General features: G+C 67.5%; 25 protein-coding genes and 1 riboswitch. Of the genes, 9 read left to right on the forward strand and 16 right to left on the reverse strand.

All coding sequences use genetic code 11. The features are described from left to right. Window positions 1–27: 27 nt before the first annotated feature. Window positions 28–136, reverse strand: a riboswitch (TPP riboswitch). 302 nt (window positions 137–438) lie between these two features. Both AC07TU_RS01895 and AC07TU_RS01900 read left to right on the forward strand, forming a co-directional pair. Further along, on the forward strand, window positions 439–1518 hold the full coding sequence (locus tag AC07TU_RS01895) for a hypothetical protein (protein ID WP_495186222.1): 1080 nt from the start codon (window positions 439–441) through the stop codon (window positions 1516–1518). A gap of 153 nt (window positions 1519–1671) precedes the next feature. Continuing rightward, window positions 1672–2607 (forward strand): DUF4189 domain-containing protein, encoded by a 936-nt coding sequence (locus AC07TU_RS01900; protein ID WP_495186223.1) that lies wholly within the window; start codon window positions 1672–1674, stop codon window positions 2605–2607. 12 nt (window positions 2608–2619) lie between these two features. Here the strand turns inward: AC07TU_RS01900 and AC07TU_RS01905 are convergent, their stop codons facing one another. From AC07TU_RS01905 to AC07TU_RS01915, 3 genes are all read right to left on the reverse strand, one after another. After that, window positions 2620–3522: a MipA/OmpV family protein gene (locus AC07TU_RS01905; protein ID WP_495186224.1), complete on the reverse strand. Its 903-nt coding sequence runs from the start codon at window positions 3520–3522 to the stop codon at window positions 2620–2622. Window positions 3523–3620: 98 nt separating this feature from the next. After that, window positions 3621–4397 (reverse strand): sterol desaturase family protein, encoded by a 777-nt coding sequence (locus AC07TU_RS01910; protein ID WP_495186225.1) that lies wholly within the window; start codon window positions 4395–4397, stop codon window positions 3621–3623. A gap of 53 nt (window positions 4398–4450) precedes the next feature. Beyond that, the gene (locus tag AC07TU_RS01915; RefSeq protein WP_495186226.1) at window positions 4451–5041 is read right to left on the reverse strand and encodes a TetR/AcrR family transcriptional regulator; all 591 of its coding nucleotides are present in this window, start codon (window positions 5039–5041) and stop codon (window positions 4451–4453) included. Between the two features lie 66 nt (window positions 5042–5107). Between AC07TU_RS01915 and AC07TU_RS01920 the strand changes: the two genes are divergently transcribed. The 6 genes from AC07TU_RS01920 to AC07TU_RS01945 all read left to right on the forward strand — a co-directional run bounded on the left by AC07TU_RS01920 (window position 5108) and on the right by AC07TU_RS01945 (window position 12084). Beyond that, the gene (locus tag AC07TU_RS01920) at window positions 5108–5722 is read left to right on the forward strand and encodes a glutathione binding-like protein (RefSeq protein ID WP_495186227.1); all 615 of its coding nucleotides are present in this window, start codon (window positions 5108–5110) and stop codon (window positions 5720–5722) included. Window positions 5723–5779: 57 nt separating this feature from the next. Continuing rightward, window positions 5780–6940: a lycopene beta-cyclase CrtY gene (gene crtY / locus AC07TU_RS01925; protein WP_495186228.1), complete on the forward strand. Its 1161-nt coding sequence runs from the start codon at window positions 5780–5782 to the stop codon at window positions 6938–6940. Further along, window positions 6937–8412 carry a phytoene desaturase gene (locus AC07TU_RS01930; protein WP_495186229.1) on the forward strand — a complete coding sequence of 492 codons (1476 nt, stop codon included), beginning with the start codon at window positions 6937–6939 and terminating at the stop codon, window positions 8410–8412. The genes crtY and AC07TU_RS01930 overlap by 4 nt, the downstream gene beginning before the upstream one ends. Then, complete coding sequence (locus AC07TU_RS01935) at window positions 8409–8990, forward strand: LOG family protein (RefSeq protein WP_495186230.1); 582 nt, start codon at window positions 8409–8411, stop codon at window positions 8988–8990. The genes AC07TU_RS01930 and AC07TU_RS01935 overlap by 4 nt, the downstream gene beginning before the upstream one ends. Further along, a complete protein-coding gene (locus AC07TU_RS01940; protein WP_495186231.1) occupies window positions 8987–9928 on the forward strand; it encodes a phytoene/squalene synthase family protein in 942 nt (313 codons plus the stop codon). Before AC07TU_RS01935 ends, AC07TU_RS01940 begins: the two co-directional genes overlap by 4 nt. Window positions 9929–10266: 338 nt before the next feature. Further along, complete coding sequence (locus AC07TU_RS01945; RefSeq protein WP_495186232.1) at window positions 10267–12084, forward strand: ABCB family ABC transporter ATP-binding protein/permease; 1818 nt, start codon at window positions 10267–10269, stop codon at window positions 12082–12084. A 120-nt stretch (window positions 12085–12204) separates the two neighbouring features. Here the strand turns inward: AC07TU_RS01945 and AC07TU_RS01950 are convergent, their stop codons facing one another. Beyond that, window positions 12205–13530 carry a dihydroorotase gene (locus AC07TU_RS01950; protein WP_495186233.1) on the reverse strand — a complete coding sequence of 442 codons (1326 nt, stop codon included), beginning with the start codon at window positions 13528–13530 and terminating at the stop codon, window positions 12205–12207. Window positions 13531–13574: 44 nt separating this feature from the next. Here AC07TU_RS01950 and ygfZ point away from each other — a divergent pair, with 44 nt between their 5' ends. After that, window positions 13575–14315, forward strand: coding sequence for a CAF17-like 4Fe-4S cluster assembly/insertion protein YgfZ (ygfZ, locus tag AC07TU_RS01955; protein WP_495186234.1), 741 nt, complete (start codon window positions 13575–13577; stop codon window positions 14313–14315). Here ygfZ and AC07TU_RS01960 read toward each other — a convergent pair. The 12 genes from AC07TU_RS01960 to AC07TU_RS02015 form a co-directional block, all read right to left on the reverse strand. Beyond that, complete coding sequence (locus AC07TU_RS01960; protein WP_495186235.1) at window positions 14304–14963, reverse strand: phytanoyl-CoA dioxygenase family protein; 660 nt, start codon at window positions 14961–14963, stop codon at window positions 14304–14306. The genes ygfZ and AC07TU_RS01960 overlap by 12 nt on opposite strands. 103 nt (window positions 14964–15066) lie before the next feature. Further along, window positions 15067–15468, reverse strand: coding sequence for a GFA family protein (locus AC07TU_RS01965; protein ID WP_495186236.1), 402 nt, complete (start codon window positions 15466–15468; stop codon window positions 15067–15069). Between the two features lie 197 nt (window positions 15469–15665). Next, window positions 15666–16793, reverse strand: a complete 1128-nt coding sequence (locus tag AC07TU_RS01970; RefSeq protein WP_495186237.1) for an OmpA family protein — start codon at window positions 16791–16793, stop codon at window positions 15666–15668. Between the two features lie 108 nt (window positions 16794–16901). Next, window positions 16902–17402 carry a DUF2793 domain-containing protein gene (locus AC07TU_RS01975; RefSeq protein ID WP_495186238.1) on the reverse strand — a complete coding sequence of 167 codons (501 nt, stop codon included), beginning with the start codon at window positions 17400–17402 and terminating at the stop codon, window positions 16902–16904. A 15-nt stretch (window positions 17403–17417) separates the two neighbouring features. Continuing rightward, window positions 17418–19553 (reverse strand): GTA baseplate fiber-binding domain-containing protein, encoded by a 2136-nt coding sequence (locus AC07TU_RS01980; RefSeq protein WP_495186239.1) that lies wholly within the window; start codon window positions 19551–19553, stop codon window positions 17418–17420. Window positions 19554–19565: 12 nt separating this feature from the next. Next, a complete protein-coding gene (locus AC07TU_RS01985; RefSeq protein ID WP_495186240.1) occupies window positions 19566–19937 on the reverse strand; it encodes a C40 family peptidase in 372 nt (123 codons plus the stop codon). Next, window positions 19934–20740 (reverse strand): phage/gene transfer agent baseplate hub protein, encoded by an 807-nt coding sequence (locus tag AC07TU_RS01990; RefSeq protein ID WP_495186241.1) that lies wholly within the window; start codon window positions 20738–20740, stop codon window positions 19934–19936. The genes AC07TU_RS01985 and AC07TU_RS01990 overlap by 4 nt, the downstream gene beginning before the upstream one ends. Continuing rightward, window positions 20737–23019: a DUF2460 domain-containing protein gene (locus AC07TU_RS01995; RefSeq protein ID WP_495186242.1), complete on the reverse strand. Its 2283-nt coding sequence runs from the start codon at window positions 23017–23019 to the stop codon at window positions 20737–20739. The genes AC07TU_RS01990 and AC07TU_RS01995 overlap by 4 nt, the downstream gene beginning before the upstream one ends. Then, window positions 23019–23579 (reverse strand): tail tape measure protein, encoded by a 561-nt coding sequence (locus tag AC07TU_RS02000; RefSeq protein WP_495186243.1) that lies wholly within the window; start codon window positions 23577–23579, stop codon window positions 23019–23021. Before AC07TU_RS02000 ends, AC07TU_RS01995 begins: the two co-directional genes overlap by 1 nt. Beyond that, window positions 23572–23772 carry a phage tail assembly chaperone gene (locus AC07TU_RS02005; RefSeq protein WP_495186244.1) on the reverse strand — a complete coding sequence of 67 codons (201 nt, stop codon included), beginning with the start codon at window positions 23770–23772 and terminating at the stop codon, window positions 23572–23574. Before AC07TU_RS02005 ends, AC07TU_RS02000 begins: the two co-directional genes overlap by 8 nt. After that, a complete protein-coding gene (locus AC07TU_RS02010; protein ID WP_495186245.1) occupies window positions 23769–24077 on the reverse strand; it encodes a GTA-gp10 family protein in 309 nt (102 codons plus the stop codon). The genes AC07TU_RS02005 and AC07TU_RS02010 overlap by 4 nt, the downstream gene beginning before the upstream one ends. Further along, on the reverse strand, window positions 24074–24481 hold the full coding sequence (locus AC07TU_RS02015) for a phage major tail protein, TP901-1 family (RefSeq protein ID WP_495186246.1): 408 nt from the start codon (window positions 24479–24481) through the stop codon (window positions 24074–24076). Before AC07TU_RS02015 ends, AC07TU_RS02010 begins: the two co-directional genes overlap by 4 nt.

Here is a 24481-nt window from a genome sequence, read left to right on the forward strand (position 1 = left end):
CTCCTCAAGCGGGAGAGGACGGTCTTCTGGAGAAAGCCGCTCCCTCCCTACGCCGGTGTCAGCCGGATCAGGTTCAGCGGGTCGAAGGCTCCTGCCCTCCTCTCAAGCGCGGATCGGCGCTCCCCCGGGGATGGAACGTTCTTAGCAGGTTATGCGGCGAGGAGAAGCCCCGGCGCATGCGCGATGTCCCCTTGCCGCCCCCCCTGCATGCCATCAGGCTCCACGTTTCACTGCAGGGGAAACGAGATGAGATATCAAGCAGCAGCAGCCATCGTGGCATTGGGCTTCGCGGCGGCGAGCGGCGCGGCACAGGCGCAGACGACGCATGTTGAACGATTCAATGAAGTAGAGTGCCAGAATCTTGGCCAGAACAGCACGCCTCCATGCACGACGACGGCGCCGCGGAGCGTTACGACGATCTCACAAACCGTAACGCCGGTGACAGCCATCACAGCGCGGCTGACCGGTGTTTATGACGTGGTGGTCGACGGGATTCTCGGGGCGCCGGGAAGCGCCAACTATTCCGACATCCGTCTCACCTACCGCGGGCAGTACAACAATTACCTGATCAACCCCGCCTGGGTGGCCCCGGGCACGTCGCTTGCACGCTTCGAAAATTATTCCGATGCCCAGCTAGAGGTGCGCGCGCTCAACGTCACGATGGTTAGCGGCATGCCTGGCGGCAGTGCGCAGCTGTACACACCAGATCCTACCGCCGTGACGAATGGCTCGGTCGCACTGGCAGGCCGCTACGGTATCGTCGATTCGGTCAACGGCATTTCCTTCGGCCGGGTCCAGGGAACCGCCACGCTGCGGGCCGCCCCGGTCAACTCTCCGAGTGCGCCCAACAACACAATTCTGGAGCGGACCGTCACCTATACGGCAACACAGACCACGCTGCTCAACGAAGACGGCCTGATCACACCGCGGATCGAGGTGACCGGCGGCATCGAGATGAACGGCAGCCAGATCCGCAATCTGGCCGCGGGTACGGCACCGGGCGATGCGGTCAATGTCGCGCAGCTGAACCAGGCGGTCGCCGCCTCGCAGGCCGGCACGGCGCAGGTCGCAACCGGCCTGAGCACAGAGGTCGCGGTGCGAACGGCCGCCGACTTGCAGCTCTCACAGCGGATCGATGCGCGCGAGGCCGTGGACAACACGCTTGCGGCGGGGCTGGCGAGCGAAAATGCCGCCCGCATCGCCGCCGACGCTGCACTGTCGAACCGGATCGACGGGCTGAACGGACGGATGGACCAGATGGAGGCGCGGATGAGCGTGCTCGACGACCGGATCGCGAGCTCGACCGCGGTGGCAGTCGCAATGAGCGGCAACAGCTTCCTGCCCGGCATGCGTTTCAATCTGACCGCGAACGTCGCGACCTATGACGGCGCGCATGCCGGTTCGCTACAGATCGGCGCGATGGTCAACGAGCATGTCGCGGTCAACGCCGGCGTCGGCACGGGCTTCAACCGGCGCGGCAAGACGGCGGCGCGCGCCGGGTTTACCGTCGGCTGGTGAGGCGCAGGCGGGTCTGGCGCGCCGATCAGAAGGTCAGCGCCAGCCCCGCGCCGCCGGTCCATTGGTGGCCGGGGCGGCAAAGGTCCAGCGGGCGATTTGTCCGTGGACAGATCGGTCGCGGCGAGTCCTATTGTCGGGGCTATGAGGGACTGCATGACAAAGATGATCAAGATGCGCCGGTTGGGTCAGATGCTCCTGATCGCGCTCGCCTGGCTCCTGTGGCCGGCACAGGCGCATGCGCAGGCCTTTCCGTGCAGCGGCGGCAGCAACGGCGCCGGTCCCGGCGAGCGGATGGTCGGCATGTCGCCGGGCGGCCCCGGCAATCCATCCTTTCCTCTGTGCGTTCGCGACAATAGCGGCGGCGCGCCCGCACCGGCGGTGCCGCGGGGGCCCGTCGACACCCATGCGGCACTCGCCTGGCATCCCGATGCCGCCGATGTCTGGGTTGACGGCAACTATACCGGCCCGAACAATCTCGCCGAACGCGGCGTACTCGACGCATGCAACCGGGTGATGGGCGGCGGCTGCGCGTCGATCGGCAATTGGTCGAATTCGTCGATGGTGATCATCCGCGACCGGGCCGGCGATTTCTTCAAGGCGTGGGTCGGCCAAGGCGGGGCGGAGCGCGACAGAATGCTGGCCGAATGCTCGGCCAAGCAATTGCTACCGTGCGAGGTGTTTGCCACCGTCAAATCGAGCACCAACCGGCGATCGCCCGGCGCTTTGGCGCGCAAATCCTATGCGGCTTCGGCATGGGTCGCCGGCACCGACGGCTATGATGGCAAACTCTATGTCGCGAGCGGCCATCGCAGCGTGGATGCGGCAACTGCGGCGGCGATCAAGGCGTGCACCGACGCCACATCGCGCAAGTGCGAAACCAATGCATGGACCGGCAACGGATTCATTCAGGCCTATCAATTGAGTGACGGCGGCGGCGGTGCCACTGCCGAAACATCGGCCCAGCGCGCAAAGCAGGCAGCCCAGATCAACTGCGGAAAGCAGAACAGCAAAAGCTGTGGCCTCATGGCGCTGTTCGACAGCCGCAAGCCAGGGCTGTTCGTGCACGATTTCAGGGCGAAGGTGCCCTAAGCAGCGTCTCGCTCAGAAGGTCAGCGCCAGCCCCGCGCCGCCGGTCCATTGATGACGCGAGCCGGCGATGCTGACGAGGGGGCTGTCGGCGAAGTCGCCGAGCAGCTTGGAATAGTTGAAGCCTGTGACCAGGGCGAGGCCCTTGGTCAGGTCCCCGGTCAACGCGACGGTGAACATGCCGCCCATGGCGATGTTCTTCTGCCCGCCCCTGGGCGTGAAGACGGGCAGTCCGCTGGCGATGCTGCCCGCCGGGGTCACGCCGAAATAGGTGCGGGCATAATCGTCCTCGACGATCTCTGCGGTGGCGAACAGGCCGACCAGGGTCTTGGTGCTCAGCGGCGTCATATAGTTGATCGCCGGGGTCCAGATGCCGCTCCTGTGGATGCCGGTCACGTCGTGGCGGTAGCTGAGCGTGACCGAGAGCTTGTCATAATCGCTGGTGATCACGCCGGTCTTGCCGATCCCGACAAAGCCGCCGACCTCGAGCGCGGTATCGACCTCGCCCAGCGCCTTGATCCGGGGATCCTCGATCGCGCTGAGCTTCGACCGGTTGAGGTTGACGACTGCGACAGGTCCGAACTGGAAGTCCCATACCGGCCCCGTATCGTTGGGAACGAGATCGAGGCTGACACGGTTGGCGAGCAGCGTGATGCTCATCCCGGCAATCGCGCCCTGCACCGCCGGGATCGGCGACCAGGTGTGCTCGTTCGACCCCTCATAGTCGGGGAAATAGGCAACCCCCGCGCCGATCGACAGCCGCGCCTTCCCTTCCTCGGCCGCCTCCGCAATCGCGGGGGGTGCGGCGTCGGGCTGCGTCTCGCCGGTCTGCTTCTGATCAGCCGAGTCCTGCGCAAAGACGGGTGCGGCGGCCAGCGTGGTGACGACCAAGGCGGAGGTGAGCAAGGCGATACGCATATGGGTAGCTTCCCGAAACTGTTTCAGGAAAGCAACGCCGCATTGCACAAATGGATGCGAAACAAGGCGATTACCGCAGCCAGCGCATCGGGAACTGCTCAGGGCTGGCGCCCGGGAACGTCGCGGGGAGCCGCGACATCTCCGGCGCGCACGCGACTGTGCGCGAAGTCCCCCACACCACGATCCGTGCCGCAGACCCGGTCCCAGAAGCGGAAATAGAGGCCATAGTTGCACCGATACTGCTCATGGTGCCGCTGATGATGACTGGCCGTGATCAGCCATGCCCCCAATGGCCCCTGCCACATGGCCCGCGGGAAGATCTCCCACCCCATATGATTGGTGACCCCCATCACCGTCATGATGGCCAGCACGATGCCCAGCGCCGCGGCGTGAATGGGGATGAGGAAAACCAGCGCCGGGATCACCACCGCGCCGGTGAGCGCCTCGATCGGGTGGAAGCTCATTGCAGCCCATGCCGTTGGCGGACGGCTCGCATGGTGTACGGTATGGGCGGCGCGAAACAGCGCCGGGCGGTGCATCCAGCGATGCGTCCAGTAGAACCAGCTATCATGCGCCGCGAGATAGAGCAGTACCGAGAGCGGGAGATACCAGAGCGGAAAGGCCGATACCTCGGTGTAGACCCGCGTCCAGCCGCGATTCTGCCAGCCCCAGGCGACGATCCCTGCGGGCACGCCATAAATGGCTGCGCTGGCAAGGCTCCAGCGGATCTCCCGGCGCATCTGCGCGTCGAGGCCGCGATAGAGACCGGGATGTCGCAGCCGCGTCGCCCAGGCGAACGCGCCCGAGACGATCAGGTAACGCACCCCGACGATCAGCGTCATCGCGAGCGCGGAAAGGAGGATGGCGGCCAGCACGGGCCGATCCTACAGCCATCCCCGCCGCCTGCCACGTCTTGATCGCCTCGCCCCTACGCCGGGGCGATCAGATCGATGCAGTCCTTCGCGACGCGATCGAGTTCGGCACGCGACGCGCCGGCGCGGGCGCGGACGCTCAGTGAATGGATCATAGCGGTGACCACGCGCGCCTGGGTTTCGGGCGCGGCACTACCCGCCTGACGCAGCAGCCGTTCGACCTGATCGTCCTCCATCGTCAGGAAGTCCGCGATACGTCCGCGCACATCGGGATCGATCACCGATTCGGTCGCGGCGGTGCTGATGAACAGGCAGCCGGCCGGGCCATCGTCCCCGGTCAGAAAGCCGTCGATCACCGCGCCGAGCATGGTTTCGAGCATCGCGCGCACCGGCAGATCCGCCTCGCCCAGCCGCACGAAGCCGCGCTCGGCCCGCGCGTGCGTCCGCTCCAACGCCGCGAGGTAGAGCGCCTTCTTGTCGCCGAACGCCGAATAGAGGCTGGGCCGGTTGAGCCGCGTCGCTGCGGCAAGCTCGTCCAGCGAAGTGCCCGAATAGCCACCCGCGCGAAACCGTTCGGCGGCAGCCTTCAGCGCCGTGTCGGGATCGAAGGCACGCGGGCGCCCTCTCTTTTTTGTACTGTCTTGCATAAAATTCCTTGACCGACTCGATATTCATGCGAGACAGTACAAAAATCAACCCCAGGGAGTCGTGCCATGAAGCTTTACTTCACCCCCTTCGCCTGCTCGCTCGCCTCACGCATTGCGGTAGAGGAAGCCGGGCTCGATGCCGATTTCGTGCAGGTGCTGCCCGGCCGGAAGCTGCCCGATGGCGGCGATTTCCTCGACATCAGCCCGATGGGTTATGTCCCGGCGCTGGAGACCAGGAGCGGGATCACGCTGACCGAGGGGCCGGCGGTGCTGCAGTATCTCGCCGATAATGCCGAGGAGGGCGTGCTCGCCCCCGCGCTGTTCAGCGAGGAACGCTACCGCATGCAGCTGTGGCTCAACTTCGTGAGCACCGAGGTGCACAAGGCGGTGTTCGCCGTGCTGTTCGCCAAGGATGCGAGCGAGGCCGAGAAGGAAGCCGCGCTTGGCCGCGTCGCCAAGCCGTTCACGGTGCTGTCCGAGCATCTGGTGGATCGCGCGCATCTGGGCGCGACCTTCACCGTCGCCGACGCCTATCTGCTCGCCGTGCTCAACTGGTGCGAGACCGCGGGCGTCGACATCGCCGCCTGGCCGGTTCTGCTCAATTATCGCACCCAGCTGCGCAAGCGCCCGTCGGTGGCGCGTGCGATGGCCGCTGAAATGCCGCTGCTCAAGGCCGCCTGATCGCACGCCGCCGCACGCGGGGTTGCGGGTCCTGCCCCTGCCCCGTAAGCGGCGGCGATGCCAGCCATCCACCATTGTGACCTTGCCATCGTCGGCGGCGGGCTTGCCGGCGGGCTGCTGGCCCTCGCCCTGCGCAAGCAGCGGCCCGACCTCAATCTGCGGGTCGTCGAGGGTGGCGAGCGGCTGGGCGGCAACCATCTCTGGTCCTTCTTCGCGAGCGACATCGCCCCCGTCGACCGGTGGCTGGTCGCGCCGCTCATCTCCTATGGCTGGACCGGTTATGACGTCGCCTTTCCGGGCCATGCACGCACGCTGAAGGCGCCCTATTATTCGATCGAGTCCGAACGGTTCGACCGGGTGGTGCGCGCGGCCCTTCCCGCGGAAAGCGTGATGACCGGACGCAAGGTGCTGGGCGCGAGCGCGCGTGCGGTCGTGCTGGCGGACGGCGACCGGGTCGAGGCGGGCGGCGTGATCGACTGCCGCGGCCCGGCCGACCTGTCCAAGCTCGATCTCGGCTGGCAGAAATTCCTGGGCCGCGAGCTGGCGCTGGCCGATCCCCATCCGCTGAAGCGCCCCATCGTGATGGACGCAACCGTGGCGCAGATCGACGGCTATCGCTTTGCCTATGCATTGCCCTTCGCAGCGACGCGGCTGTTCGTCGAGGACACCTATTACAGCGACACGCCCGAGATCGACGCGGATGCCATGCGTCAGCGGATCGACACCTGGCTGAATGCCCGCGCTATCACGGTCGAGACGGTGACGCGCGAGGAAACCGGGGTGCTGCCGGTCGCGATGGGCGGCGATTTCGAGGAGTATTGGCGATCTGGCGGCAACCGCGTCGCCAAGGCGGGGATGCGCGCCGGGCTGTTCCACCCGGTCACCGGCTATTCGCTGCCCGACGCGGTCCGGCTGGCGCACACCGTCGCCGAAGCCAGCAATCTCGACGGCACCGCACTGCACGAGCTGACCTATGGCTTTGCCCGTCGCCAGTGGCAGCGGCGCGGTTTCTACCGCATTCTCTCCGCGATGCTGTTCCGTGCTGCCGAGCCCGAAGAGCGTTATCGTATCCTTGAACGCTTCTATCGACTGGACGCGGGGCTGATCGCACGCTTCTATGCAGGTCAGTCGAGCCTGCTGGATCGTGCACGGGTGCTGGCGGGCAAGCCGCCGGTGCCGGTCGGGCGCGCATTGCAAGCGATCAGGGGAATGCGGTGAAGCGGGCAGTGGTCATCGGTGCGGGGTTCGGCGGGCTGGCGCTCGCAATCCGGCTGCAGTCCGCGGGAGTCGATACCGCGCTGATCGAGGCGCGCGACAAGCCCGGCGGGCGCGCATATTATTGGGAGAAGGACGGCTTCACCTTCGACGCCGGCCCCACCGTCATCACCGCGCCGGACGCACTGGAGGAACTCTGGGCGTTGTCCGGTCACCGCATGGCCGAGGATGTGACGCTGGCGCCGGTCAATCCCTTCTACCGGCTGAGCTGGATCGACGGGACCAGCTTCGATTATTCCAATGACGATGTCGCGCTCGCCGCGGAGATCGCCAAGCTCGATCCCACCGATATCGCCGGCTACCGGCGCTTCCTCGACTATTCGGCAGGCGTCTACGCGCAGGGCTATGAGAAGCTCGGCCATGTGCCGTTCCTCGATCTCATGTCGATGGTGAAGGCTGCGCCCGATCTCGCCCGATATCAGGCGTGGCGCAGCGTCTATTCGATGGTCTCGTCCTTCGTGAAGAACGAGAAACTGCGCCAGGCGCTGTCGTTCCACACGCTGCTGATCGGCGGCAATCCGATGACCACCAGCGCGATCTACGCGCTGATCCACAAGCTCGAGCGCGACGGCGGGGTGTGGTGCGCGATGGGCGGAACCAACCGGCTGGTCGCGGGAATGGCGCGGCTGTTCGAGCGGCTGGGCGGCACGTTGCGGCTCGGCGATCCGGTGGTCGAGATCGAGACGCTGGGCGAGCGGGCGACAGCAGTCATCACGAAGAGCGGCGAACGCTTCGAGGCGGATGCGGTGGCGAGCAACGCCGATCTGATCCACAGCTATCGCGATCTGCTCAAGACCTCACGCAGCGCGCAGCGCACCGCGGCACGGCTGCAGAAGAAACGCTTCTCGCCCTCGCTGTTCCTTGTCCATTTCGGGATCAAGGGAACCTGGCCGGGCATCCCGCACCACATGATCCTGTTCGGCCCGCGCTACAAAGGGCTGCTCGACGACATTTACGACCATGGCGTGCTGAGCCAGGACTTCTCGCTCTATCTCCACCACCCGACCGTGACCGACCCGAGCCTGGCGCCCGAGGGGCATTCGACCTTCTACGCGCTCGCCCCGGTGCCGCATCTCGGCAAGTTCCCGGTCGACTGGAACGAGATCGCGCCGGTGCTGGAGAAGCGCATCCTGGACGAGGTGGGGCGGCGGCTGATCCCCGACATCCATGAGCGGATCGTCACCAAGTTCAGCTATGCGCCGAACGACTTCCGCGACGATCTGAACGCGCATCTGGGCAGCGCGTTCAGCCTCGAACCGATATTGTCGCAAAGCGCCTGGTTCCGTGCGCACAACCGCGATGACTCAATCCCCAACCTCTATTTCACCGGCGCCGGCACGCATCCGGGCGCCGGCATTCCCGGCGTGATCGGAAGCGCGAAAGCGACCGCAGCGCTGATGCTGGAGCAACCATGAAGCGACTTGCCATCTATTGCGGCTCGGCCACGCCGAGCGATCCCGTCTATGTCGAGAATGCCCGCTTCGTCGGCCGCACCCTTGCCGAGCGCGGGATCGGGGTGGTCTATGGCGGCGGCCGGCTGGGGCTGATGGGCGCGATCGCCGATGCCGCCCTCGAAGCAGGCGGCGAGGTGATCGGGGTGATCCCGCAGGCGCTGGTCGATGCCGAAGTGGCGCATCGCGGCTGTACCGAGCTGCACATCGTGCGCACGATGCATGAGCGCAAACAGGCCTTTACCGACATCTCCGACGGCTTTGTCACCTTGCCCGGCGGCACCGGCACCATGGACGAATTGTGGGAGGCGATGAGCTGGGCGCAGATCGGCTATCACGCCAAGCCGGTGGGGCTGCTCAATACCGCGAATTTCTATGACGGGCTGATCGCGTTCGTGAAGACGATGGGCGAGGTCGGCTTCCTGCGGCCGCAGCACCAGGGGCTGCTGATCATCGACGACCAGCTCGACGGGTTGCTGACGAAGATGGCGGCGCACGTCCCGGCGACCACGATCGGCCAGATCGGCAGCAAGGACCTGTGACCGCGCCGAGCCGCGCCCTGGTGGTCGCGGCGGCGCAGGACAGCATCGCGCGCGGATCGCGCAGCTTCGCGATGGCGAGCCAGATCTTCGATCCGGCGACGCGCGAGCGGGCCTGGCTGCTCTATGCCTGGTGCCGGGCGTGCGACGACCTCGCCGACGGGCAGGAACTGGGGCACGACCCGACTCCGGTCGCCGATCCGGCGGCGCGGCTGGCGCACATCCGTGACCTTACGGCCAGGGCGCTGGCGGGCGAGTGGACCGGCGAAGCAGCGTTCGACGCGCTCAGGATCGTCGCTCAGGAAACCCGCCTTCCCCATCGCTTCGCGCACGACCTGATCGAAGGGTTCGCGCTCGACGCCAAGGGCTGGTTCCCGCGGTCCGAGGCCGATCTGTTGCGCTATTGCTACCATGTCGCGGGCAGCGTCGGCTGCATGATGGCGGTGGTGATGGGGGTCGACCCCGCCGACGAAGCGACGCTCGATCGCGCCTGCGATCTCGGCATCGCCTTCCAGCTCGCCAATATCGCGCGCGATATCGAGGCGGACGACCGGATCGGTCGTTGCTACCTGCCCGTCGACTGGCTGGTCGAGATGGATATCCCGCCGGGCCAGCATATGAAGCCGCCCTTCCGGTCGCGCCTCGTCGTCATCGCCAGATGGCTGGGGGAGATGGCCGAGGCCTATGCCGCGAGCGCAAGGGCAGGCACCCCGGCGTTGCGCTTCCGCTCGGCCTGGGCGGTATTGGCGGCGGCGGGCATCTATGGCGGCATCGCGCGCGCAGTCGTCGCACGCGGCGCGCATGCCTGGGATCATCGTGCTACAACCACCAACTGGCAGAAGCTTGGCTGGCTCGTGCGCGCGCTCCCGCAAACCGCGTTGCGCGCCTCGCTCTACCTGCCCGCGCCGCGCGCTGCGGATCTCTGGAACCGCCCGCGTTAACCGAATTCGGCGACGCGCCGGAAACGGGGACGGTGCAAGAAGGCAGGCAATGACCGTATTATCGCTTCACCTGTCCCGCGCGCTCGCGAAAGGCCGTGCAGCCCCCGCCCCGCCCGCGAGCCGCGCGGACCTTTTATTGACCTTGCTGCGCAAGCGCGCTGCCGCACACAATGCCGGCGCACCCGAGCTGGAGGCGTTGCTGCGCGACCAGATCCGCTGGGCGCTGCCGATGGAGCGCTACTGATACGCTAGCCGTATTGAGCCGGCGCTCGCCAACCCAACGGGATGGCAACAGCGCTTTGTTGCATCCCGCGCACAGCGGCCCCAGATTGGCGCCCATGCCACCCCAGACCGCTTCCGCCGGCGGCGAACGCCCGTTGTTCGCCACGCTCCGGCGCTTCCTCCCTTATCTTTGGCCAGCCGGGATGCCGGGGCTGAAGGCGCGCATCGTCGGCGCGCTGTTGCTCGTGCTGCTGTCCAAGGTGGTCCAGGTCTATGGCGCCGCCTACGCGCTCAAGGCCGCGGTCGACAGCATGGCGCTCAGCGACCGGAGCGTTGTCACCTTCGTCATCCTGATGGTGGTCGGCTATGCCGCCGCGCGCCTCTTCACCACGCTGTTCGACAATCTGCGCAACACGGTGTTCGAGAAGGTTGGGCAGGATGCGACCCGGCGGCTCGCCATCGTCACCTTCCGCCATCTCCACCAGCTGTCGCTGCGCTTCCACCTTGAACGGCGTACCGGCGCGGTCACCAAAGTGGTCGAGCGTGGCACCAAGAGCATCGATTCGATGCTCTATTTCCTGCTGTTCAATATCGCCCCGACCATCCTGGAACTGGCACTGGTGCTGCAGATCTTTGGCAGCAAGTTCGGCTGGTGGCTGGTCGCATCGACCATGGCGATGGTCGTCATCTACATCGCCTTCACGCGCTGGATCACCGACTGGCGTTCCAAGCTGCGCGAGCAGATGAACGACCTGGACACCGGCGCGGTCGCGCATGCGGTGGATTCGCTGCTCAATTTCGAGACGGTGAAGTATTTCAACGCCGAGACGCGCGAGGCGGACCGCTATTCGAAGGCGGTCGATGCCTATGCGAGGGCCGCGGTGAAGAGCGAGAATTCGCTCGCCTGGCTCAACATGGGCCAGTCGCTGATCACCAATGTGATGCTCGGCGCCGGAATGGCGGTGGTCGCCTGGGGCTGGTCCTCGGGCGAGTTCACGGCGGGTGACGTGGTGTTCGTCTCGACGCTGCTGAGCCAGCTGTTCCGTCCGCTCGACATGCTCGGCTGGGTCTATCGCACGATCCGCCAGGGCGTGATCGACATGGGTGCGATGTTCGACCTGATCGACACCGACGCCGAGGTGAAGGACGCGCCCGGCGCGCCCGCGCTGGAGGTCAGCCGCGGCGAGGTGCGGTTCGAGGACGTGCATTTCGGATACGACGCCGAGCGCGATATCCTGAAGGGCATCGACCTCGTCATCGCGCCGGGCCAGACAGTCGCGGTGGTCGGGCCGTCGGGCGCGGGCAAGTCGACGCTCGCGCGCATCCTCTACCGCTTCTACGACCTGACCGGCGGGCGGGTGACGATCGACGGGCAGGATATTGCCCAAGTGACGCAGGCGAGCCTGCGCGCCGCGATCGGCATCGTCCCGCAGGATACGGTGCTGTTCAACGACACGGTCGGCTACAATATCGCCTATGGCCGCGAGGGCGCGACGCCGGAGCAGGTCGCGGCCGCGGCACGCGGCGCCGCGATTGCCGGGTTCATCGAGAGCATGCCCGATGGCTATGACACGCGCGTCGGTGAGCGCGGGCTCAAGCTGTCCGGGGGTGAGAAGCAGCGCGTCGCGATCGCGCGCACACTGCTCAAGGACCCGCCGATCCTGATCCTCGATGAAGCGACCAGCGCGCTGGATTCACGAACCGAGGCGGAGATCCTCGACACGCTGGAGGCGATCGAGCGCGGTCGGACGACGATCGTCATCGCGCACCGGCTGTCGACCGTGGTCAATGCCGATCGCATCGTGGTGTTGGAGGCGGGACGTATCGCCGAACAGGGCACGCATGCCCAGCTGCTCGAGCTGCGCGGCGTCTATGCCGAGATGTGGGCGCGCCAGCAGGCCGAGCGTGAGGCGGTGGCGGACGCGGCGGAGTGAAAGCTTAGCCCCTCCCCTTCAGGGGAGGGGTTGGGGTGGGGCCTGTCCACGCAAGCGCCGGTCTCGAGGAGATTTTGACGTCCCCACCCCTACCCCTCCCCTGAAGGGGAGGGGCTTGGCTCACCCGAACTCGACCGCCTCGAACCGCACCGGGCGGCCATGTGCGACATTGGCGAGCTGGCCTTCCCACATCACCTTGCGCCCGCGGATGATCGTGCCGATCGGCTTGCCGGTAAGCTGATCCCCGGTGAAGGGCGACCAGCCGCAGCGCGAGGCGAGCCAGCTTTCCTCGACGGTCCACTGCTTCTTCAAATCAACCACGGTGAAGTCGGCGTCATAGCCGGTGGCGATCCGGCCCTTGCCGACCAGCCCGAACACGCGCTGCGGCCCGGCGCTGGTGAGGTCGATCAGCCGCGCAAGCGTGGTGCGCCCCTTGGCGACATGGTCGAGCAGCAGCGGCAGCAGCGTCTGCACACCGGGCATGCCGCTGGGCGAGGACGGATAGGGCTTCGCCTTTTCCTCGATCGTGTGCGGGGCGTGGTCCGAGCCGAGCACATCGGGCACTCCCTGATTTAGCCAGTGCCACAGCCCGTCGCGGTGCGCGGCCGAACGGATCGGCGGGTTCATCTGGGCATAGGTACCGAGGCGCGGATAGGCGTCCTCACCCGCCAGCGTCAGATGCTGCGGCGTCACCTCGCACGTCGCGATGTCCTTGTGCTGGCCAAGCAGCTCCAGCTCGGCGGGCGTGGTGACATGGAGGACGTGGATGCGACGGCGTGCCTCGCGCGCGAGCTTGAGGATGCGGCGCGTCGCCATGATCGCGCTCTCGTCGTCGCGCCACACCGGATGCGAGGATGGATCGCCGGGCACCCGCTCGCCTTCCCGCTCGTTCATGCGGAACTCGTCCTCGGCATGGATTGCGACGCGGCGATGGCCCGAAGCGAGGACGCGGGCGAGATTGGCGTCGTCCGACACCAGCAGGTCGCCGGTCGAGGCGCCCATGAAGATCTTGACCCCGGCGGTGCCCGGCATCCGCTCGAGCTCGGCCAGGTCGGCGGCATTGTTGTTGGTCGCGCCGACATAGAAGGCGTGGTCGCACCACATCCGGTCCTTGGCGCGGGCGAGCTTGTCGTTCACCGCATCGGCGGTGTCGGTGTTGGGCTTGGTGTTCGGCATTTCGAACACCGCGGTCACCCCGCCCAGCACCGCGGCGCGGCTGCCGGATTCAAGGTCTTCCTTCGCCTCGAGCCCCGGCTCGCGGAAATGGACCTGGCTGTCGATCACGCCGGGGAGGATATCCAGGCCGGTGCAGTCGATCGTCTCGCCTGCGTCCCCGCTCGCGCCGATCGCGACGATCTTGCCGTCGCGCACCCCGATATCGAGCCGGGCGGGGCCGCCGGGCAGATGCACCGTGCCGCCAGTGAGCTTGAGATCGAAGGTCGCCATATCAGCCTCTTTTGCAGTCGCTCCCGGCGTCCTACCTGTTCGGCATGACAGAGACCAGCCAAGTTCGGGCCACGCGGCTCGCCGACCGCGCCCTCATTCGTGTTTCGGGGGAGGATGTCCGTGGCTTCCTGCAGGGGCTGGTGACACAGGACGTCAACGCCGTTCGCCCCGGCGCGCCGCAATGGACAGGGCTGCTCACCGCGCAGGGCAAGGCGCTGTTCGACTTTGTCCTGTGGGATGGCGAGGAAGTGCTCCTGATCGATTGCGAGGCGGAGCAGCGTGAAGCGCTGATCCGGCGCCTGTCGATCTATCGCCTGCGCCGGCCGATCACGCTCGAAGCGGTGGAGGGCGGCGTCCACTGGTCGCCCGAGCCTGGCGCAGGCGTTTCCGATCCGCGGCTCGCTGAACTCGGCTATCGCTGGCTGGGAGAGGCGGGCGGGGAGGCGGCAACCGGCTGGCTGGAACACCGCCTGCGCCTGGGCGTGACCGAGGGCGTCGCCGAGCTTGGCGCGGACAAGACCCTCTGGCTCGAATGCAATGCGATCGAGCTCAACGGCGTGAGCTTCGGCAAGGGCTGCTATGTCGGCCAGGAGAATACCGCGCGGATGAACTGGCGGGCGAAGATCAACCGCCGCCTCGTCGTCGCGCCGCTGGGCGAGCCGGGTGACCGCACCCGCGCGACCTATCCCGATCTTGGCCTGATGGTCGAGCATCGACGGGTCGAGGCACTGGGCGATGCGTTGATGCCGGACTGGCTGGCTGTAGCGCTTCGATCAGATGCCTGACCACTCCAGGCCGCCGGGAAGGTCGAACCCGGCATAATCGGCCTGCAGTACCCGCCGTGTCCGGGGATTTGACACAGCATTGGACGCATGAAGGATCGGCGTCGCATAGACCCAGATATCCCCCGCGCGTGCCGTGCAGACATGAACCCCGCAGGCAGCCACCACGCCTCCGATCTCATCTTCGCGGACAAGCCCGAAACGGTGTGAGCCCGGCGCGATCAGCAACGGCGCATTGTCCACTGGCACATCGTCGAGATGGATGCGGATCGTCACCATCCGCTCAAGCAGATCGAAGGGTGGCGCAACGTGCAGCAGGCCGGACTTGACCGTCCAGCAGCCAAAGCCCGGTACGTCGCGGCGCTCGCGAACGCAGATGGTACGATCCTGGTGCCATGCCAGCGACCAGTTGGCCGCCGGATTCTTGTCGAACAGGATTGCGCGCACAGGCCTGGCCGCATGCCCCGCGAATGGCGCGATCATCCCACCGATCGCACCCGCCGGGCCGAGCAGCCTACTGAGGTCCGCAATGTCCTTCAGCCGCAGACCCGGCCGATCTCGCTCGAGTGGTGCAATCGCCCGTTCGATGTCGCCCAATCGCGTGCGGACCGCGCCGGCAAGCCGTTCCGCGCCATCCGACGCGAAGCGCAAGATATCACCGGGAATTGCAGCGGTTTCGAGCGCAGAAGGGCAAGCCGGCATCGGGACAGTCTGACCACTATATTCCACCACCGCAAGGCGGCGGGCGCCCCGATCACCAGCTGTTGCGGCCGTCGACCTGTTCGACCTTCACCGTCGCAATATCGAAATCATCGATCAGCCGGATGTTGACCGCCGCGATGCGGGTCGTGGGGAAGCTGTTCGGATCACCATTCTTGGGCGTCCCGTCATTATTGTACATCGACGCCCAATCAGGAGAGTCGCCCCAGGTACTGATGCCGCATTGGCTGCAGAAATGATGCTGGTTCATTCCGCCGCTCGCGGAATAGATCTTGTCCGCGGCGCCCGACAGGATCGTGATCGCGTCGGGCGGATAATAGCTCCAGATCGCGCCGGTCTTGAAGCAGAAGGTGCAGTTGCATTGCTTCGCTTCGATGGGGGGATTGGGCAGCTCGATCTTGGTGGCGCCGCAATGGCAGGTGGCGATCAGGGTCATCTTTTATCGCTCCGATGATGGAATCGATGACCTTCCTAAAGCATGAGAATGTCAGGAAGTGGCAGCAGCCTGTCAGCACTGCGGCATTTTCGCTCCATCGGATCAGCTCATCTTGCATTCGCCGCACGCAAAGAAAAAGGGAGGCCGGTTGCCCGGCCTCCCCAATTCTTGTCGATCCGCAGAGCGGACCGCGCGGCTTACATGCCCGAACCCGGACCGTAAGTGATTTCCACGCGGCGGTTCTGCAGTTCGCGGACGCCATCGGCGGTCTCGACGCGCGGACGGCTTTCGCCGAACGCTTCCGTGCTGATCGTGCCGTCGGCGATGCCGCGGCCGGTCAGGTACGCCTTCACCGAGTCAGCGCGACGCTGCGACAGGCCGACGTTGTAGCTCGCCGAACCCGAACGGTCGGCGTGGCCCGCCAGCATGACCTGTGCGTTGCCACAGGTCTGGTACTGCGAGATCGCGTTGTCGAGGATGCCGGCCGCCTCAGGCGTGATGTCCGACTTATCCCATTCGAAGAACACGATGTACGGTCCCGGGCTGCAAACCGGCGGCGGCGGCGGCGGCGGGGCCGGCGGCGGCGGCGGCGGCGGCACTTCAACCGGCGGCGGCGGCGGCGGCGGCGGGGCCGGCGGTTCACCGAAGTTGAAGGTGATGCCACCCAGGATGCTGTGCGAACGGAAGCGGCCGTCGAAGTTACGGCCGGTCACGTCGACCAGCTTGACGTTGTCGGCGTTGAAGAAGCGATACTTCAACGTCACGTCGATGTTGTCGCTGATCGGCTGACGCAGACCGGCGAGCACCTGCCACGCGAACACGGTGTCCGAATCGTCCAGGAACGAGCCATTGTCGTTCAGACCATAATCGGCCTTGACGCGCGAAACGCCGACGCCGCCACCGATGAAGCCCTGGATGCCGTCGTCTTCACCGAAGTCGAGCAGGCCGTTGACCATGAAGCTCAGCGCCGACGAAGAACCGCCGGCCAGGCCGTAGGTGCCAGCAGGCAGGTTCACCAGCGCACCGGCCGGGGTGTAAGCCGGGGTGGTCGCGGTCGAACGATAGGCGTCAACCGTTGCACGGCGATAGCTGACATCGGCCTCGATGCGGAAACCGCCGAGGTCGTATCCGATGACGCCGCCGACGTCCCAGCCATAGTTGTGATCGACAGTGCCAGCAGCGGTCGCCGCACCGATGTCGAAACTGATGTCTTCGACGATCATTGCGCCACCTTCGACGCCCACATACCACGCGTTGTCGCGGGCGAGGGCGGGCGTTGCGAGCGCGGTCGAAGCGAGTGCCAGAGTAACGGCAAGCTTCCGCATCATAATCCCCTTTCTTGGTTGCCACTTCGGACAGCGCTAACTTCCTACTCGCTCGAAAGTTTCCGCGCAAGCGAACAAAATCTGGGGACTGTTGCCTGAACGTCACAGTCAGCCAGGGTCGATCAGACCATGGGCCCGGAGCGTTCCCAGAATGGCTTCGATCGCCGCGCGCGCCTCGGTGTCGACGGTCCCGCCGCCGTCCGGATCCTCGATCGCCGGCTCGCGCGGCCCGACTACCTGTTCGCCCTCGATCTCGACGCGCGTCCCGGCCAGACGGCCAATCTGCCAGCCCCCGCCGGTATGGCGTGCAGTCATCCCTTCATCGGCGACCCATGCGGTCATTCCCTCGCGCGGGGCGGTGAACCGCCATCCCCCCGCGGTCCAGAGTGCCAGCGATCCCGCCGCAGCACTCCACGCGCCCGACGGTGAACCGCCGACGATCCAGCATTGCCCCGGGACTGGATCGGCGGGCGGTACGCTCGCCCCGGCCGCCTCGACACAGGGCTGGATGAGCGCGTCGGCCAGCGTCAGGGCCTCGTTGTGGAAAAGCTCCTTCTGCGCCTGCCCGGCATATAGCAGGGGCAGCGCGAATCGCGCGGTTGCATCCATTTCGTCGCTCCAGTTCTAGAAGGTCATCAGGGCAGGCGGCGACAGGCCTTGGTCGCCGGCCTGCCGCACCTCGATCGATACCGGTCCCGCCAGCCCGGCCGGCAACGGCAGTTCGGCCACCGTCACCATCACCTCCGATACAGGGCCGGCCGCGGGCGTGATCCGGACCCGATACGCCTCGGCCTCCTCGCCCAGCGGGGTGCCGGCACCGTCCGGCCAGCGCCAGCCGGTTCGGCTGCGGCGGACCCAGCTGAGCCGGGCCACACCGCTCGAATCCGTCGCAACGCGCAGATGCACCGGCGCAGGCGGCAGCACTGACGCCCCGGAAAGCCGGGTTTCCACCTCGACACCCTCTGAATCAGCGGGAGCGGTTGCGAGGACGGCGACGCCTGCGCCGATCCCCGCGATTCCATCGCGCGCAGCAAGCGCTGCCGAATCGACCAGCACGAATCGATCGCCCGGCACGGCGCTTCCGACCGCAGCCTCGGTCCCGCGACGCCCCCGCCACAGCTGCGTCAGCCGCCAGCGCGCGCCACCAAGGGCTTCTGCCTCGCCGAACTGCACCAGCTCCTCTCCGATCAGCGCAAGGTTCATGCCCGCATCCAGGCCCGGCTGATCGGCATCCGCCAGCACCATGCCGGCATGCGCCAGCTCGACGATGATCGTATTGCGCCGATCGACGATCGCCGGATCGGCCGTACCGCCGGGGTCTTCGACCGTTCCCGTGATCGCCGGCGCAGCGGTGACACCCGCCGGCTCCCATCGCCCCCCGCCATCAAGGCTGAGAGCAAGCGCTGCCCGGCGCCAGCCCGCACCGGTGCCGCATGCGGCAATCGACAGGCGCGGCGCCGTAAGGACTCCCTCGCCCAGATGCGGCAGCTCGAAGGCGTGAAGAATCGTCGCGCCCGCCACAGCGTCGGGCGCGGGCAGCACGCGGCCCGGAGTCGCGCTCGCGGGCAACGGCGCGGGGGCGATGCGGGTCAGCTCCAGCCTCAGCGCCATCGCCTCCAAACTCCAATCGGCAATGCGCCATTGCCCCGGTTCGCCGGCGATGCGCACGCGTGCGCCCGGCGCCAGGGCAAGCGCGTTCCATCCCGCCAGCACCATCCGCCGCTCGCGCTGGCGGTCCGCCCGGGCGAGCGCCGCTTGTGCAAGCTGCTTGGCCATCCCGGCCGAAAGGGCCGCGGGCAGCTCGATCGCGGTCTCGCGATGCCCCGCGCCCGGGCGGGTCGCGACCTGCACCCCCGCCTGATAGTCCCGCGCCGGGTCGTAATGGCTCAGCGTGATGCGGCGCGGCGCCTGGTCGATGGTCGCGATCGCGCGATCGCCTGCGGACGGCGCGCGCGCGCCGATGTCGCGAATCGTCTCGGCTTCGCCGGGCCCGGAGAGCAACGACACGCCCGCACCCATCAGCGGCCACGCCCCGGCGGCTTCGGTCAGCGGCTCGATCACCGCACGCTGTGATCCGCCATAGGCCGAAAAGCCGTCGATCGGCGTCAGCTCGCTCCCGCGGGCGATCCGCCCGCCGGATACCGCTTCGACGATCGCCCCCGCTCCCACTGGCCCGGCATCGGCGATCACCTCGAAGGACAATGAAGGGATACGATTCCCATAGTCCGCCAGCTCCAGATCCTCGAACACGGCATAGGCGATGCCGCGATGCGCGGGCGCGAGGCCGATCCCCTCTGCAGATGCGATCAGCGGATCCGGCGCCTGATCCTCACCCCCCAGGTGCAACCGGAACCCCGTCTTCGCCTTCCAGTCGCCCGCCGCCCCGCGAAGCAATTTGCCGTCGGCCCAGATCCGGCCGACCGACAACACCGGCCGTGCCGACAGCGCCACCGCGAAAGAAGCGGTGTAGCTGTAACTGGTAGTAGTCGGCCGCCCCTTGCCGCCCTCGCGATGGCGATGTTCGACCAGATCGGTCGCCCAGATCACCGATCCGGCGACCCGAAGCGTTCCGAACAGCTTGGGCACCGGCGTGCCGTAGCTCGATGTCTGGACCTTGAGCTCGCTGAGCCGCGGGCCGCTCACGCCGCGCGGCTTGAACAGAAATTCGCGATCGACCGTCTGACCGATCAGGCCACCCAGCATCGCGCCGATCGGCCCGCCGATCGCGCCGCCAATCGTCGTCAGCACCAGCGTCGCCATTCAATCCTCCATTCATTCCAGCCGGCGCCAGCGGCCGATCTCGATCCATGGCGGCGCGCCCGGCCGCTCGACCACGCGCCGCAACGACGCATCGGCGTGGATCACGCCCGCTTCGCTTGCGATTCCCAGATGCAACTGCCCCGGTCCGGCGCGGAACAGCAGCAGATCACCTGCTCGCCAATCATTCACACGCACCAGCCCCGCCGCCGCCATCCCGCCGATCACCCGCGGCACATCGTCCGACCGCAGCGCATAGCCGCGCGGCACCTCTGCCGCGTAGGCCAGCGCCGCCAGCCCCACGCAATCCAACCCGTCCTCGACGGTCCGCCCATGAAGTCTGAACTTCGCCCCGATCGCACCGCGCGCCCGCTCGAGCGGGCTCATGCCCCCGGATAACGGGTCAGCAGGTCGATCCCCGGCAGATAGGGCTCGCCGCGGAAGTTCGCCGCGTTGGCGAACCGGGCGGCGCATGTCGCGATCGATTTGTCGCATCCCTCGCTCACCTCCACCAAGGCATCGGCCGCAGCGAAGCGCGGTTCGCGCCGCAGCGTCACCACCGCCCCCGCAGACACGCCGATCGCGTCTTCCAGCCCCGAATTGCCGCCACTGATCCAGCGCAGCCGCCCGCCGGTCCATCCGCCCGTAACCGGCTCGCTGACGTCCAGCGTCAGCGCCGCACCCTCCGCTGCGGTCACCCGCGCAAACCGCCGCCGCCCGGCCATCGCCACCCGGCACCGCCTGTCGCCCAGCTCCGCGCGGCATTCGGGGGAGGTGACTTCGACCACCGGCGCCTCCAGCGCCGCGGCCAGCCCGCGCAGCTCGGCGGTCAACACCCCTTGCTTCAGCTCGACCGCGCCGATCGTCCCCTCGCCGAGCGGCACAGGCTCGGCCGGATTCGCCCAATCCACCGCGAACAACGCTACCCGCGCCCCGTCCCAGCGCCCGGCCAGCAGATCGGTCTCGCTGATCGCCGCGCCACTCAGCGCCCCGGTCACGTCCACGCTGTCGGCATCGAAGGTGGCGCTGCGTTTGATCGCTGAGGGTGTCATCCCGGGTGCCGCACGATAGACGAAGCCGTCCACCGTCAGGTCGCGGTCATGCGCGGTCAATCCGATCGCGATGCCATCCCGCCGCTCGACCCGCCAGCACAGGGCGATCGTCGCCAGCGGCTCTTCGAGCCAGCTCATATCTCGCGCACCTCGACCAGCGGCACGCTTGGCGCGGCTCCAGCCATAAAAGTCGCGCGGCTGACGCTCAGCGAATCCTCGGCAAAGCGCACCACGACGTCGAAGCGAAACCCCGCCGTCACCACAGATCCCTCGCCCGGCGGCGTGTCGAGCACCACCATGCCGCCGGTGTCCAGCTCGAACGCCACCGTCTCGACCCCGTCGACCGCGACGCGCACGCTCCCCGCCACCGGCCGGGTGATCCGCCGCGCCGTCTCGCCATAATGTTTGACCAGCGCAAAGCCCTGACGCTCGCCATCGCCCTCACCGATCAGCTGATCGGTCGCGCCCGGCTCACCCTCGTCGTTCGAGCAATCGTCGAACGGATCGCGCAGCCGGAACGCGCGCGCCGGCCCCATCCGCGCGCGATAGAAGGCGAGCAGATCGCGGATATCCGCCTCGCTGCGCACCCCCGGACCGACATCGTAGCGCGTCCTCGCCTCTGCCCAGGCCGCGCTGCGCGCCTCGTGCCCGCCCGCGCTGGTCAGGATAGCGGTTGAGACCTCGGGCGCCACCTCCGCCTCGCGCCCCAGCGCGATCGGAAACAACACATCATCGAACGCTTGCACGTCATCCTCCTGATCGAATGTGGTGAAGCCATCACGGATCACCTGCGGCAGCGCCCAGATGAACGTCGCGCCCACCCCGCGCCGCCGCGCAGTCTCCGCGGCATCGGCGATGCCGCGCCACTGATGCGCGTCCTCGGGGTTGAGCACGAAACCCGCGAAATAGTGCTGCCGCGCGACCGGATAATTGAGGCGCGCCTGCGCCAGCGCGACACCGCGCGCGCTCGCCACGGCGTTGCCAGCCGCCGCCCAGTCATAGTCCTCGAGCTGAAGTATATCGAACGCAGGCGATGCCCAGCCGACCGGCAGGTTCACGCGCTTGAGCTCGGGCGCCTCGCGGTCGAGCACCGTCGGCAGATAGGCAAGCAGCAAGAGCTGTGCACCGGCCGCCTCGGCCCGCACCGCCACGCCCAGCGCCGCGGTCGATTCCGCAAGCAGTGCCCCCGCCGCATCCAGCACGTCCGTATCCGGATCGCCGCGCACATTTTGCTCGGGCGGATTGCCCAGCGCCGCCTTTGCCGCATCGTCGTGGATGCACAGCCGTCCATCGGCCATCACCCACCACCAGGGCTCGCCGACTTGAAACCTGACGTCGAGCCCGGCGCCCTGCGCGATCCACACGAACGCCTTCGCGACCGCCTGCAGATAGCCCATCGCGCCGCCATGCGCGGGCGAGAGCAACGCCGAGGGCGGCGTCCACCCCGTCAGTGCAGGCGATCCGTCGAGGGCGCGCTGCTTCCAGTCATTCCAGCAATGCGCGTCGAACAGTTCGTAGCTGAGCGACCAGATCACCCCGAAGCCGAGCGCTTTGGCCTGTGCTGCGAAATCCCGGTGCCATGCCGCGCAGGGCGCATTGAGCGCCCCGCCGGTCAGGCTCGCATAATAGCCGCCGCTATTGGGTTCGAGCCGGAAATAATGGCTCATCCCGACATAGTGGACGATGTCCCCGCGATAGCCGAGCTGGAGTGCGTTGCGCAGCAGCCGGGCGGGGGTCAGATGATAGCTGTCGTCATAGCCGCTGCAGATCGACAGCCCGTGCTCGGGGACCACGACATCGCCGATCGCCAGCACCGCCGCCGGCCCCTCGACCACGATCTGGCTCAACTCGGCCCAACCCTCGACCGGCGCCGCCAGCGGCGCATCGGTCCCGGCATAGCCCTGCGGCACCAGGCTCACGAACATCCGGTCGATATCGCCGGCCCACACCGGATCGGCCTCGCCGGGCAACATGAAACCGCCGTCCATCGCGGCAAAGTCGAGCGACACCGCCGCATCCTCGGGCGTGCCGTTCGCATAGTTCCACAACCGCACATACCAGGCACGCGCCGTCCCGCTCGCGTCCCGCCCCTCGATCGTCAGTACCGGACCGTTGACCGCATCCAGCGCCACCAGACCCGACGATCGCCAGTGGAAACGCAACCGGCATCCGCGGAAATCGCGGCTGGTCTCATAGGCCAGCAGCGGGTGATCGTGCCGGTCCTCGCTCTCCCAGATCAACCCGGCAAGGTCGTCCTGCCGGTAGAACACCGCATCGACCCGAAGCGCATCGGGCGCGGTCGTCGTCACCGCGGCCATCATCGGCCGCGGAAAATTGACCGTCCAGAAGCGCGGGTCGAAGCGCGAGACGAATCCCGTCTCCTGCACCGTAGCTTCACGCGCCAGCCACCAGCCCATCACTCGATCCCCGCCAGCGCCGACCGGACCGCACGGGCGACCTGCCGGCTCGATTGCCGCAGCGCCCCCGCGCCCTCGCCGCCGGGCGCATTGATCGTGATCGCCACGCGCACATCGCGCCCGCCGCCGCTCGCGGCCGGCACATCGACGCGACCGCTCGCGGTCGGCACGAACAGCTCGGGTCCGCGCTCACCGACCCAATAGGCGCGACCCGGCGAGACCGGCCCGCCCGTCGCGCGGCCCGGCGCACCCAACAGGCTCGCGAACAGCCCGCCCAGACCGCCGCCGCTCCCTCCGCCGAAGATCGCCGCCAGCCCGTCGCGCATCGCACCCGCCGCGATCTCGCCCAGCACGCTCATCGCCACGCGCTTCAGATCCTCGAATCCCAGCTTTCCGGTCCGTGCCGCGCGCATCAACGTCCGCTCGATCGCGTCGCCTGCGCGCTCGGCACTGGCCTGCAGCGGTCCATCGATCGATCCGCGCATCTCGGCCACGTCTCTCGCAAAACCCTGGGTGTCGGCGCGCACGCTCACCACCAGCCGCTCGATTTCCTCATCCATCGGGAAACGTCTCCATCATCGCCGCGATCATGCCCTTGTCGGGCGGCACAGCGCCCTCGCTCGCGCCCGAAAGCGCCCGCACCAGCGCCGTCAGCTCAGCCGGGGTGGCGTGCCAGAAGGTGTCGGGGGTCCAGCCGAAGACCACCCCCGCCTGCCCTGCCAGCCGTGCTGCGGCTTCGGCGAATTCGTTCATCGCCCTGCCAGGATCTGGCCGAGCAGCAGCTTCAGGGCAGGCGTCGCCGCCGCGAGTCCGCCCGCAGCGACGCCTTCGCCGAACGCATCGCGTGTCAGCCCCTCGGGGCGCTCGCTCAGACAGTGCCAGAACAGCGCGACCATCTCGCCGATGCCCAGCCGCCCGTCCGCGGCGCGCTCGACCAGCGCAAACAGCGGCCCCAGTTCCGCCTCCGCCGCGACCAGCGCGGCAAAGCTCGGCCGCAGCACCAGCGCCACCCCGGCCACACGCAACGCCGCTTCGCCGCGCGCGGGGTTCGCGCTCACGCCGACACCACCGGCCCGGAGCTCTCCAGACTCAGCGTGTAGCTGCGCTCGCCGTTGAAATCCCCGGCATAGTCCAGCCGCGTGACCAGGAACCGCCCGGTCATCGTCTCGCCGCTCTCGAAGCTCAGCCGGTAATCGTCGAGCAGTCCCGACAGCGCATTGGTCTTGACCCGTGCCTCGGCCGCGCTCCCGGTGAACACCCCTGCCCCCGACACGCTCACGCTGCGCACGCCCGCCCCGGACAACAGCTCGCGCCACCCGCCCGAGTCCTTTGACGTGATCGTCACTGCCTCGCCATTGACGCTCAACTGCGTCGTCCGCAGCCCCGCCACGGTCGCATAGGCCACCGGCGATCCGCCATTGCCCACCTTGAGCAGAAACGCGCTTCCCTTCTCCGCTGCCAT

This window comes from Sphingomonas sp. GW821-FHT03E12, from assembly GCF_059420685.1.

Coding starts and splice junctions, on each gene's coding strand:
- AC07TU_RS01900 (WP_495186223.1), top strand. CDS start 1,672: ATGACAAAGATGATCAAGATGCGCCGGTTGGGTCAGATGCTCCTGATC.
- AC07TU_RS01905 (WP_495186224.1), bottom strand. CDS start 3,522: ATGCGTATCGCCTTGCTCACCTCCGCCTTGGTCGTCACCACGCTGGCC.
- AC07TU_RS01915 (WP_495186226.1), bottom strand. CDS start 5,041: ATGCAAGACAGTACAAAAAAGAGAGGGCGCCCGCGTGCCTTCGATCCC.
- AC07TU_RS01920 (WP_495186227.1), top strand. CDS start 5,108: ATGAAGCTTTACTTCACCCCCTTCGCCTGCTCGCTCGCCTCACGCATT.
- crtY (WP_495186228.1), top strand. CDS start 5,780: ATGCCAGCCATCCACCATTGTGACCTTGCCATCGTCGGCGGCGGGCTT.
- AC07TU_RS01935 (WP_495186230.1), top strand. CDS start 8,409: ATGAAGCGACTTGCCATCTATTGCGGCTCGGCCACGCCGAGCGATCCC.
- AC07TU_RS01945 (WP_495186232.1), top strand. CDS start 10,267: ATGCCACCCCAGACCGCTTCCGCCGGCGGCGAACGCCCGTTGTTCGCC.
- AC07TU_RS01950 (WP_495186233.1), bottom strand. CDS start 13,530: ATGGCGACCTTCGATCTCAAGCTCACTGGCGGCACGGTGCATCTGCCC.
- ygfZ (WP_495186234.1), top strand. CDS start 13,575: ATGACAGAGACCAGCCAAGTTCGGGCCACGCGGCTCGCCGACCGCGCC.
- AC07TU_RS01965 (WP_495186236.1), bottom strand. CDS start 15,468: ATGACCCTGATCGCCACCTGCCATTGCGGCGCCACCAAGATCGAGCTG.
- AC07TU_RS01970 (WP_495186237.1), bottom strand. CDS start 16,793: ATGCGGAAGCTTGCCGTTACTCTGGCACTCGCTTCGACCGCGCTCGCA.
- AC07TU_RS01975 (WP_495186238.1), bottom strand. CDS start 17,402: ATGGATGCAACCGCGCGATTCGCGCTGCCCCTGCTATATGCCGGGCAG.
- AC07TU_RS01980 (WP_495186239.1), bottom strand. CDS start 19,553: ATGGCGACGCTGGTGCTGACGACGATTGGCGGCGCGATCGGCGGGCCG.
- AC07TU_RS01985 (WP_495186240.1), bottom strand. CDS start 19,937: ATGAGCCCGCTCGAGCGGGCGCGCGGTGCGATCGGGGCGAAGTTCAGA.
- AC07TU_RS01990 (WP_495186241.1), bottom strand. CDS start 20,740: ATGAGCTGGCTCGAAGAGCCGCTGGCGACGATCGCCCTGTGCTGGCGG.
- AC07TU_RS01995 (WP_495186242.1), bottom strand. CDS start 23,019: ATGGGCTGGTGGCTGGCGCGTGAAGCTACGGTGCAGGAGACGGGATTC.
- AC07TU_RS02000 (WP_495186243.1), bottom strand. CDS start 23,579: ATGGATGAGGAAATCGAGCGGCTGGTGGTGAGCGTGCGCGCCGACACC.
- AC07TU_RS02005 (WP_495186244.1), bottom strand. CDS start 23,772: ATGAACGAATTCGCCGAAGCCGCAGCACGGCTGGCAGGGCAGGCGGGG.
- AC07TU_RS02015 (WP_495186246.1), bottom strand. CDS start 24,481: ATGGCAGCGGAGAAGGGAAGCGCGTTTCTGCTCAAGGTGGGCAATGGC.